The sequence below is a fragment of the Bacteroides timonensis genome (assembly GCF_000513195.1).
Lineage (GTDB): Bacteria > Bacteroidota > Bacteroidia > Bacteroidales > Bacteroidaceae > Bacteroides > Bacteroides timonensis.
The window spans coordinates 1-11286 of record NZ_CBVI010000178.1; the positions used below are offsets into that span (position 1 = coordinate 1).

General features: G+C 42.6%; 10 protein-coding genes and 1 tRNA gene. 5 read left to right on the forward strand and 6 right to left on the reverse strand.

Going from position 1 to position 11286, the window contains the following annotated elements:
- Positions 1 to 29: 29 nt before the first annotated feature.
- The 3 genes from BN161_RS27345 to BN161_RS27355 all read right to left on the reverse strand — a co-directional run bounded on the left by BN161_RS27345 (position 30) and on the right by BN161_RS27355 (position 1943).
- Positions 30 to 102 (reverse strand) — tRNA-Lys (locus tag BN161_RS27345).
- An 80-nt stretch (positions 103 to 182) separates the two neighbouring features.
- Entirely contained in the window at positions 183 to 1313 is a 1131-nt protein-coding gene (locus BN161_RS27350; RefSeq protein WP_044272355.1) for an AI-2E family transporter, read from the reverse strand.
- Between the two features lie 24 nt (positions 1314 to 1337).
- Positions 1338 to 1943: a thymidine kinase gene (locus BN161_RS27355; RefSeq protein WP_044272357.1), complete on the reverse strand. Its 606-nt coding sequence runs from the start codon at positions 1941 to 1943 to the stop codon at positions 1338 to 1340.
- 100 nt (positions 1944 to 2043) lie between these two features.
- On the opposite strand from BN161_RS27355, the gene BN161_RS27360 reads away from it, so the two are divergent.
- Genes BN161_RS27360 through BN161_RS27380 form a run of 5 tightly spaced genes read left to right on the forward strand, consistent with a single transcriptional unit; the run spans position 2044 to position 5718 of the window.
- Positions 2044 to 2673, forward strand: a complete 630-nt coding sequence (locus BN161_RS27360; protein WP_044272359.1) for a hypothetical protein — start codon at positions 2044 to 2046, stop codon at positions 2671 to 2673.
- 13 nt (positions 2674 to 2686) lie between these two features.
- Complete coding sequence (gene rsmI / locus BN161_RS27365; RefSeq protein WP_007219747.1) at positions 2687 to 3361, forward strand: 16S rRNA (cytidine(1402)-2'-O)-methyltransferase; 675 nt, start codon at positions 2687 to 2689, stop codon at positions 3359 to 3361.
- A 33-nt stretch (positions 3362 to 3394) separates the two neighbouring features.
- The gene (locus BN161_RS27370; protein ID WP_044272361.1) at positions 3395 to 4273 is read left to right on the forward strand and encodes a Cbp1 family collagen-binding glycoprotein adhesin; all 879 of its coding nucleotides are present in this window, start codon (positions 3395 to 3397) and stop codon (positions 4271 to 4273) included.
- A 56-nt stretch (positions 4274 to 4329) separates the two neighbouring features.
- Positions 4330 to 5022, forward strand: a complete 693-nt coding sequence (locus BN161_RS27375) for a YjjG family noncanonical pyrimidine nucleotidase (RefSeq protein ID WP_044272364.1) — start codon at positions 4330 to 4332, stop codon at positions 5020 to 5022.
- 51 nt (positions 5023 to 5073) lie between these two features.
- On the forward strand, positions 5074 to 5718 hold the full coding sequence (locus BN161_RS27380; protein ID WP_007212579.1) for a MarC family protein: 645 nt from the start codon (positions 5074 to 5076) through the stop codon (positions 5716 to 5718).
- Between the two features lie 74 nt (positions 5719 to 5792).
- Here the strand turns inward: BN161_RS27380 and BN161_RS27385 are convergent, their stop codons facing one another.
- The 3 genes from BN161_RS27385 to BN161_RS27395 are packed head-to-tail and all read right to left on the reverse strand — an operon-like array spanning position 5793 to position 11276.
- Positions 5793 to 6677, reverse strand: a complete 885-nt coding sequence (locus BN161_RS27385) for a hypothetical protein (RefSeq protein WP_044272367.1) — start codon at positions 6675 to 6677, stop codon at positions 5793 to 5795.
- A 35-nt stretch (positions 6678 to 6712) separates the two neighbouring features.
- Positions 6713 to 8308 carry a RagB/SusD family nutrient uptake outer membrane protein gene (locus BN161_RS27390; protein WP_044272369.1) on the reverse strand — a complete coding sequence of 532 codons (1596 nt, stop codon included), beginning with the start codon at positions 8306 to 8308 and terminating at the stop codon, positions 6713 to 6715.
- Positions 8309 to 8336: 28 nt separating this feature from the next.
- Positions 8337 to 11276, reverse strand: coding sequence for a SusC/RagA family TonB-linked outer membrane protein (locus BN161_RS27395; protein WP_044272372.1), 2940 nt, complete (start codon positions 11274 to 11276; stop codon positions 8337 to 8339).
- Between the last annotated feature and the right edge of the window lie 10 nt (positions 11277 to 11286).

The following is an 11286-nucleotide window of genomic DNA, read 5'->3' on the forward strand; positions in this document are numbered from 1 at the left end:
CTTGGCGGAGTATTGTCTTTTCTCCTAAGTGATCCGCCTGGGGCTCGAACCCAGGACCCCAACATTAAAAGTGTTGTGCTCTACCTGCTGAGCTAGCGAATCAAACCTTTATTGCTGTTAAGCGGGTGCAAAGATAGGCACTTTTATTTAATTTGCAAGGAATATGAGGAAAAAAGTTTGCATTATTTTTCTTCTATATCCTCTACTGGTTGATCCTCAGTGGTTTCTGCCTTATAAATATTTTCTTGATTAATGATGTATCGTTGATAATAGGAGAGCATCAGAGTGGTAAGCGGCAAAGCTATAATCATACCCAGCATTCCCATTAACGATCCCCAAATGGATAGGGAGAGCAGAATAATAGCTGGATTCAGACCGGTAATTTTTCCCATGATACGGGGAACTAGATAGCCATCTTGTATGATTTGTACTACTATGAATACAGCTGTTGCCGAAGCTATGATGATCCAGAAATTATCACCGGTATCCGCAGCTTTCAGAATGGCAAGCATGATGGTGGGGACAAAGCCGATGATTTGTAGGTAAGGCACCATATTCAGTGCACCGATAAATAATCCCAAACCAATGGCCAGCGGGAAATCAATAATCAGAAAACCGATACTAAATAGAATGCCTACGCACAAAGCTACTAATGCCTGTCCACGGAAATATCTGTTCATGCCGTCTTTTACATCATTCAGTATGCCGGTTACTGTTTTCCGGTATTTCTTTGGCATCAGGTGTGCCCAGCCTTCGGAAATACTTTCGTAATCAAGCAGAATAAACACTATATATAATAGGATAAGGAAGACGGTGAAGAACCCGAATAAGAGGTTGATGGACTCCGATATTAGTGCCCATAGTTTAGGGACAGTTACTTTAAGGGCATCCAATATATTCTCCTGGTTGAACATTTGCTCTAAGATGTGAAGGTCGATATTCTGCCGGATAAATTCGGAGAGGGTAGTGGGGACATTGCTTGCTGTATGAGTGGTGCTGAAGTATTCTATCAATAAATCCTTTACTCTCAGGAATTCCTGAATCATGGGTGGCACAAGCAGATAGAACGCAACGCTTCCTATAACGCTGAGAGTAAGCAAAGCACAAAAGATAGATATTATTCTGTTTTTTAGCCGTAGCTTATGCTGGAAGAAACTTACCAACGGATATATCAGATAAGCAATAAGCCAGGCAAGGAAGAACGGAAGCAATACACCGCTCAACCGCTGCAGGAACATTAATACCCCAATGATGATAGCACCGAGAATGACAGCACGGATAAAGCTGTCGAATGTAATCTTCTTACGCTCCATAAGGCTTTTGCTTTTTATTTATAGTTATCCACCGGCGGTAGTCCAGTCTCCCTTTATTGCCCGCAGATAACATTCCCGGCAGAGGGGTTCGTATTCGGCCGTTTCTCCCAAGAGGACTTGTTTGTCGTTCTTGACAGTGCGGTGTGAGAAGGAGGCTAATTGTCCGCACTTCACACAAATAGCGTGGACTTTGGATACTTCATCGGCAATGGCACAAAGTCCCGGCATAGGACCGAAAGGAATACCGCGGAAGTCCATATCCAGACCTGCTACAATAACACGTATGCCATTATTGGCAAGTTCATTACATACATCAATCAGACCATTATCAAAGAATTGCGCTTCGTCGATACCTACTACATCGATTTCTGAAGTGAACAGCAGGATACTTGCCGATGAATCAATCGGCGTAGAAGCAATGGAATGGCTATCGTGAGATACGACCTCTTCTTCCGAATAGCGCGTATCAATGGCAGGCTTGAATATTTCTACGCGCTGTTTGGCGAATTTAGCGCGTTTTAGACGGCGGATCAGTTCTTCTGTCTTACCAGAGAACATTGAGCCGCATATAACTTCAATTCTCCCTCTACGATTGGTTTCCTGTATATGGTCTTCCGAGAATAATACCATTGTTCTAAAATGTTTATTTTAGCCGCAAAAATAACACTTTTAATGGCTTTCCGATATTTTTTCATTATTTATTTCTACATTTGCGGCATTAACATTTGTGATGCGAAAGGAAATGCAGACATTATTGGACGACATAGAACTGGATATTCAAGAACTGAAATATTTAATGAAAGTTCTTGCAACAGACGCTAACCCTACATTGAAGGTGGTAGCTAAACGGAATATACAGCAGATGCGTGCGCGACTGGATGCTTTGCAGAAACAGCTGGACGAAACTCCCGTAGAGGTAGTTGTCATTCCTGAAGCTCCTGTCGCTCCAGTGGTTATTCCCGAACCGGCCGCTGCTCCTGAACCGGTTAAGCCGACTCCTGTAGAACCGCTCGTTGTTGAAATCACCAAGCCGGTAGAGATCGTATCTCCCAAGCCTGAGTCTAAGCCCAAATCTGAGTCTGAACCGTCCGCGATACTATCTTCTGCATCGCCTATTTTAGCAGAACGGATAAAACCGGCTACTGATTTGCGGCATGCTATCAGCCTGAATGACTCATTCCGCTTTGCCCGTGAGATTTTTGGTGGTGATACCGCCCGTATGAATGAAGTGATACGCCAGTTGGGTGCTGCTCCTTCATTGGAAAAGGCGTTGGGACTCTTTTCTTCTACCGTTAATCCTGATGAAGAGAATGAAACGGTGGTTGATTTTATAGAACTTCTTAAGAAATACTTTAGTTAAAGCAGTTACGGATATGGGAAAACTTTATGTAGTGCCTACTCCGGTAGGAAATTTGGAAGATATGACATTCCGGGCTATTCGCATTCTGAAGGAGGCGGATTTGATTCTTGCCGAAGATACACGCACTTCCGGAATTTTACTGAAGCATTTTGAAATAAAGAACGCAATGCAATCCCATCATAAGTTTAATGAACATAAAATGGTAGAAAGTGTTGTTAATAGAATAAAGGCAGGTGAAACTGTTGCGTTAATATCGGACGCAGGCACACCGGGAATCTCCGATCCGGGCTTTCTGGTAGTGCGTGAGTGTGTTCGCAACGGTATTGAAGTACAATGTTTGCCGGGGGCTACAGCTCTTGTGCCGGCTTTGGTTGCTTCGGGCTTGCCGAATGAAAAATTCTGTTTCGAAGGTTTTCTTCCGCAGAAGAAAGGACGCATGACACGTCTGAAGATATTGGCAGAGGAACGCCGGACCATGGTGTTTTATGAGTCTCCCCACCGTCTGGTGAAAGCGCTGACTCAGTTTGCAGAACATTTCGGTGCGGAACGTCAGGCATCTGTATCCCGGGAGATCTCGAAGATGCACGAAGAAACGGTGCGTGGCAGTCTGACTGAATTGATTGAGCATTTCACAGCCAATGATCCGCGTGGAGAAATAGTAATAGTAGTAGCAGGAATAGACGATTAAATAACTTCATTAACCAACGTAAAACAAAAGCGTATGAAAAAGTTAGCAGTTTTAATTGTATGTGCGGCCGTTATGGCATCGTGCGACGGCTTGTCAGGTGGAAGTAAAGACCAACTGAAAGCTGAAAATGATTCTCTTTTGATGGAACTTACTCAGCGTAATGCTGAACTGGATGAAATGATGGGTACTTTCAATGATATCTCTGAAGGCTTCCGCCAAATCAATGCCGCCGAAAGCCGCGTAGACTTGCAGCGTGGTGCGGTTTCAGAAGGTTCTTTATCAGCTAAGCAGCAGATTGCCACTGATATTGAATTTATCCAGAAACAAATGCAAGAAAACAAAGAGCAGATCGCTAAACTGGAAGCTATGCTGAAAAGTAGCAAGAATAACTCTACCCAGTTGAAGAAAGCTGTAGAATCTCTGACCCAGGAATTGGTAGCCAAAACCCAGCGTATCGAGGAATTGCAGGCTGAACTTGCTTCCAAGAATATTCGTATTCAGGAACTGGATGCAGCTGTGACTGGCCTGTCAACTGACAAAGAAGTGCTTACTGCCGAAAATGAAGCAAAAGCTAAAACCGTAGCTGAACAAGATAAGGCACTGAACACTGCTTGGTTTGTTTTTGGAACGAAGAAAGAATTGAAAGATCAGAATATTCTGACAAATACCGGTCTCTTCCAGAAAAAGCAAGTGCTTAAGGATAGTGATATCAATAAGGATTACTTTACTCAGGTCGATATTCGTACAACGAAAGAAATTAAGTTGTATTCTAAGAGTGCAGATGTCTTGACCACTCATCCGGTAGGTTCTTATGCTTTGGAGAAAGATGATAAAGATCAGCTCGTTCTGAAGATTACGAATCCGAAAGATTTCTGGAGCGTATCCAGATATCTGGTTATCCAAGTAAAATAACTTAATTAAATTATAAAAATGGCAGGGAAGGGTTATCCCTGCCATTTTCTTTTTATATGCAATACAAGAATATTTTTTTCGACCTGGACGATACTCTCTGGGCCTTTTCTTTTAATGCCCGTGATACATTTGAGGAAATGTATCGCAAATATGAATATGATCGCTATTTTCAGTCTTTTGAACATTTCTATGAACTCTATGAGAAGCGTAATATCGAATTGTGGGCAGAATATGCAGATGGAAAAGTGACAAAGGAAGAATTGAATCGTCAACGTTTTCTCTATCCGTTGGAGGCAGTAGGAGAGGGGGATGCGGCTTTAGCGAAAGCTTTTTCTGATGACTTCTTTGCGGTTATTCCTACAAAAAGCAGATTGATGCCCCATGCGCAGGAAGTGCTGGAATATTTGGCACCTAAATATAATCTTTATATCCTCTCCAATGGATTTCAGGAACTGCAATGCCACAAAATGCGTTCTGCAGGAATTGACCATTACTTCAAGAAAGTAGTTCTATCAGATGATATTGGTGTCCTGAAGCCATGGCCCGAGATTTTCCATTTTGCCATGTCGGCTACCCAGTCTGAACTGCGTGAATCATTGATGGTGGGTGATAGTTGGGATAATGATATAACGGGTGCTCAGGGAGTAGGCATGCACCAGGTATTCTATAATGTAACGGGACGTACCGAGTTTCCATTTAAGCCTACTTATCAGATTACAGATTTGAAAGAGTTGCTCCAATTGTTGTGACATTGAGGGATTAGTTGTAATTTTGTCAGCGTAAACACATAATTTGCAGCTATGGATACTATTTTACCTTTCGCTTTGCTTTGTTTCACTTCTTTCTTTACGTTGACAAATCCTCTCGGGACTATGCCCGTCTTTCTGACCATGACTCATGGAATGACGGATAAGGAGCGGCAGTCTGTGGTGTCTCGTGCTACATTAGTGGCTTTTATCACGATTATGGTTTTTACCTTTGCAGGTCAGTTCCTGTTCAAGTTCTTTGGGATCTCTACAAACGGATTTCGTATAGCCGGTGGTGTTATAATCTTTAAAATCGGCTTTGATATGTTGCAAGCACGTTACACACAAATGAAATTGAAAGATGAAGAGATTAAAACTTATGCTGATGACATCTCCGTTACCCCTTTAGGAATTCCAATGCTTTGTGGCCCCGGTGCCATAGCAAATGCCATTGTGTTGATGCAGGATGCCCACACTATCCAAATGAAAGGTGTACTGATTGGTATGATCGCCTTTATCTACTTGATTACGTTTTTCATTCTGCGTGCCTCTACGAGGCTGGTAAAAGTGTTAGGGGAAACGGGAAATAATGTGATGATGCGCCTGATGGGACTTATTCTGATGGTAATTGCTGTGGAGTGTTTTGTGAGTGGGGCGAAGCCGATATTGGTGGATATTTTGAAAGAAGGCCTGATATAAAACTGCCCCCAAATGTCAAGTTGGACATTCGGAGGCAGTTTTATTATTTAAGATGTTCAGTTATCGTATGATTATCACCATGGATAATTTACGTTCCAGATAAATGCTACGGTCTGATACCAACCCAGACTAACACTGCTTCCACCTTCATCATAACCTACCAAGGCTTCGATTATATAGAGGTTGCCATCGTTTTCGAATGCACAGTTGTTCTTACCCGGTGTGTAGGCAAAGTAATAGTTGCCGTCGTCTGCACTCGCTTCACCCATTTTCTGAACCGTAGATGGGAATCCGACAGGTGCCCCATTGGCGGCATTAACGATGAACTGGATATGGTGTCCCTTTTCCAAAGTCACTCCTGTTGCACCGGCTGCTGTTTCAGAATAATAGTAGGGACTTATCAGTCGGTACAAACCATTACCACCTTCTGCCTTTTCTATATCCACTTTTACACCGTCACCTACCAAACCATTATCGTCGATGGTTCCTGACCATGAAGTATAGAACTGAGCACTGCCGGTTGCTACCCAATTGTACAACTTGCTTAAATTAATTGTTGTGGTAGAATTACCTGATACAGAGGTATTATCCTTTGCTATGGAAAGAGTAGCTTTATAAGAAACACCTACTTGAATGTCGCCTACTGCAATAGTATAAATGGCGGTATTACTACCATCTGCAAATGTTACTTCAGCTGGTCCGCTCAATGCGGGATCGTTAAATTTTGCATCTACGGCAATGGTCGATGCACCTACATTGGTACTGCGTGTCAGAGAAACCTTGATTTCAGTCAACGTTTCAGTACCTGCTACGGTATAGGTTTGTTCGCTCTGGTCGAACGTATATTTCACTTCGCTGTCTATCGGGGCTTTGTCCCAATAACCATCGGTGCTACAGCCGACAAACATGACAGCCGCTACCGACAGCGCTATGGATAGAATTGATTTATTGAAATTCATATAATGCTATTTTTACAGTTTGTTACCTATGTTCATTAGTTGTCTGTAACCGGAGACGGAATTGATGTTACCGGATTATTGTCTGATGCCGAAATCAATGAGTTACCTTGTTCCTCACTTTCAGGAATACGGTAGATCAAGGTGTTATCACCGGCTGGGACGTTAAATACATAAGCGGCAGGGAATCCGGCTCCACGGCGATCGATACCTTTGTTCAGTCGCAGAATATCAAAATAAGAAAGGCCTTCACCCCAAAGTTCAATACGACGTTGTTGCCATACTGCATCCTGTACGGCTGTTGCACTGGAAGCGGTACAAACATAGGCGGGATCACGATAATCATTTACAAATTTTTGTAAAGTAGCTGCGCCGGTTGAAGGATTTCCACCCATAGCTTGTGCTTCTGCCAAAATCAAGTACATTTCTTCCACACGCATCAGAGGAATGTCGCTTGCGTTAGTACTTTGAGCCATTACTCCCTTATAAGGACCGTATTTCATTTGAGTATAAGCGGGGCAACCATATTTCGTAGCTTGGGCTACTTGTGCTTCATTCAGGTTGTCAGAATGCTTATTGGCATCGAGCCACCATCCTTTACGAATGTCTGTATCAGGAATCTCGTTATATAACTTCTTGTTGATCATACGCCATGATCCTACTGAAGCATATCCATAATTCAGTGATCCCATATGTGAAGGGAAATTCACAATGCCGGAAGTTACTACACGGTCTGTTTCGGCAATTATAATAGCCCACATCCAAGAGTGGTCACTGCTTTCCGTAAAGCCAGGAGCACCAGCTTCTTCGCGGCTATAAGGTGTACCGCTACCGCTGATGGCTTTTTGAGCGTCTTCAGCTGCCGCAGTCCAATTTTGCATGGTCAGATTGACACGTGCACGTAAACCATAAGCCACTTCCTTACTGATATAGCGCTTATCGGTGCCGCGGGTTTTGTCAGTAGCTTCTAATAAAGATACAGCTTTGTTCAGGTCACTCATGATCTGATCGTAAACTTCTTGCACGGTAGACCGGGCGCAACCATTAGCAGCAGCTTCATTGGCATTTTCGTTTGTAATCAGAGGAACACAAAGCTTGCTTTCATTCCCTTTATAAGTATGCTGATACATCTGGGCCAATACGAAATAGTCGAATGCACGTATAGACAAAGCTTGTGCCAGGTAGTACTTCAGAGAGCTATCTTCCGTAGCCGGGTCGATGGTACTCACTACTCCATTAGCAGTATAGATCTGGTTGTACATCGTACGCCATAATATGTTTGTCGGGCGATAGTTAAAGAAAAGATCCTCAAAAGTCATGGAACGGGTAAACCAGTTATAGTTTATATCTAAACCAACCATATCCGTGCCACGGCTGTCCAAGTTCAGCATAATTGAACCATAACCGAAGTCGTCGTGTCCAAAAGAAGTGGGGATGGCATTGCCATATACACTGAACATCGCAGTGATACCCGTTACACTTGCCGATACCATTTCTGGGTCGTTTTTAACAACTTCTTCTTTCTGGTCGCTTGTAACAATAGCACCCAGCGGTTCGGTATCCAAATCATTACACCCCACAAGCAATACACTTGCAAGTGCCGATGCGAATATTTTAAATTTTATATCTTTCATTGTTATTCTGCTTTATAGTTAGTATAGTTTAGAACGTTAATTTCACTCCTGCCGAAATACTGCGTAATGCACCATACGTAGAGGTGGTAGATGATACATAACCTTGACGTGGATCTAATCCCTTACGTGCAGCGAACAATGCAACATTGTCAGCAGCACCATAAACTCTAAGTGATTCTATTCCCAAGTTGCGTACGATTCTTTTCGGCAATGTATAACCTAAAGTAATATTGTTAATAGACAAGTAGTTGGAAGAAACAATCCAGCGGTCGGAGCTTGAACCTGCATCATAGTTCTCGGTTGCACACAAGCGGGGAACATCTGTATTCGGGTTCTCTGCCGTCCAGGCTTTGGCAATGTCCTTATGCCAGTTGTAACCGGCATTATTGTTGCTACCACCATGCATCAAGTCTTGATAAGTATAATCCCACAGTTTACCACCCAGTTGATAAGAGAACTGGATAGAGAAGTCAAAACCGTAGAAATCCAAGCTGGTACCGAAACCGCCATAGACGGTTGGAAGCAAATCACCGGTAGCTTCTTTGCAATTAGAAGCGACAGCATAATCGGCTGTTGTATAGGCGTTTCCTTCATCATCTTTCGCCCAGAACAAAGATTGTCCGGTAGTGGGGTCAACACCTGCATATTTTACTAGATAAAGTTGGTACATAGATTCACCTTCGCGATAAATACGTGAACCACTGATTAATTCACCATTCAAATCAGGATGCAGCTTATTTACTTTATTTTTCAGGAAAGTAGCATTCCCGAAAATGTTCCACTTCAAATTATTGATATCAATCGGAGTATAATTCAATTCAATTTCTACACCCGAGTTAGTCATCGAACCAATGTTCATTGGAATAGAACTGTAACCGTTGGAGTTTGCTACCGGCTTATTATAAAGCATGTCGCTAGTCTTACGGTTAAAATATTCTATTGTACCTTCTAATTTATGGTTGAGCAGTGTGAAGTCAGTACCTATATTGAAGGAGTTACTCTTTTCCCAAGTGATGTCTGGATTACCTTTATAATAAAGTGTACCATCCGAGAATATACCATTAGCACCAGTCATGGAGTATTGGTCCAGATACGGATAGTAGTTTGCATAACCGTTTCTCAGCAATGCATCGTTACCTTGTTGACCAAATGAAGCCTTTAGCTTCAACATATCAATCCATTCTGTATTTTCCAAAAATGCTTCTTTGCTGATAACCCATGCGACACTGGCCGACCAGAAGTTACCCCAACGCTTGTCGGGATGGAAACGAGAAGAAGCGTCGCGACGGTAAGAAGCACTGGCAAAGTATTTTTCATCAAAGTCGTAATTGATTCGACTGATAATGCCTCTGGTAGAATATTCGTCACGAGCACCACCACCACGTTTGTTATCGATAGTGTTGTTTACCGTGAAGTCATAATCCTTATAAAGATTCTGCCCGGTTGCATAACTATATTCATAGCGGTAGTCATAGCTCTCATAACCTAACAGAACATCGAAATTGTTCATGCCGAAGCTTTTCTTATAGGTAGCCAGGTATTGCTGGTTGAAGGCGGATGTACGTATGTGTTCTTGTTGTGCAGTACCACCGTAACTTGCAGACTGCCCATAATACTTGTTACCCAAAACATTATAGCGTGTATTATCAATATAGGCACCTAATGAACCTGTTAGTTTCAGTCCTTCAATTGGAGACAACTCGATGAACCATTTACCGTTAAGGATATCCATCAGGTATTCTTCCTTATTATAAAGCAAGTCACCTTTGGGGTTTGACATGGACATAAAGTTACGCGTGCTGTTTGTACTGGTACCATCACCGTAATCATAAATCTTGTTGCCTGAATTCTTGTCGTAAGCCAGTGAACCATCAGCGTTTCGTACATACATCGGATAAACTGGAGCAATATTATTTGCCAGCAAGAAAGCATTTCCTGAAGAAGCTGTAGCTGTTTGGTCGCCCGGATACTTGCTCTTAGAGTTAGTATATCCTAAGCTGGTGCCGAATTTCAACCACTTTTTTGCTTGGTAGTCTACATTCAAACGCGTAGAAATACGATTGAAACCTGAATTTTCGATAACACCGTTATCTTCCAGGTAACCGGCAGAGAAATAGTAGTTCAAACGATCTGTACCACCTGATACGCTCAAGTTATACTCTTGACGCATTTGACTGGAGATCGTTCCATCTGTCCAATCATCCGGAGTATAGTAATATTGTCCGTCACTATAGCCCAACTTCGCATTTGGATTGATTTTACCATCCATACCGATAAGACCTTCACCTTGAGGCAACGTATATATTTGGTAACCGATTGCCGGGAACAACTGTGCATTAGCATAAGTGTGCGCTGCTTCTGGAGTACGTCCCAATTTGTAATAAGCGGCATTGTAATGAGCCTTATAGAGAGTTTCCATGTACGTAGCAGGGCTTTCCATCACATCGTATTTACCTACTTGACGAGAATTGCTACCCCAACGTGCATCTATAGATACACGTGCATTACCATCCTTACCTTTTTTAGTGGTTACCAAAATAACGCCGTTAGCACCACGCGCACCATACAAAGCAGCTGCGGCAGCATCTTTCAGTACGGTCATAGTTTCAATATCCTGTGAATTGATAGAAGAAATATCACCATCAAAAGGAATTCCATCTACTACGTATAACGGATTGCTGCTGGATGCCATAGAACCAATACCACGAATACGTACTGTGGCTGAAGTTCCTGGTTGGCCGTTGCTGCTTGTAGTTTGTACACCGGCTACACTACCCGACAATGCGTTGGTAATGTTGGATACTTGGCGCTTTTCTAGTTTATCTGCCTTTACAACACTCGCAGAACCGGTAAATGCAGACTTCTTCGCAGTACCGTAAGCTACCACTATAACTTCGTCAAGCATCTCTGAATCAACCTTCATAAAGACCTTCATAGTAGGTTTAATAGCCACTTCTTGTGTCTGCATACCAATGTAC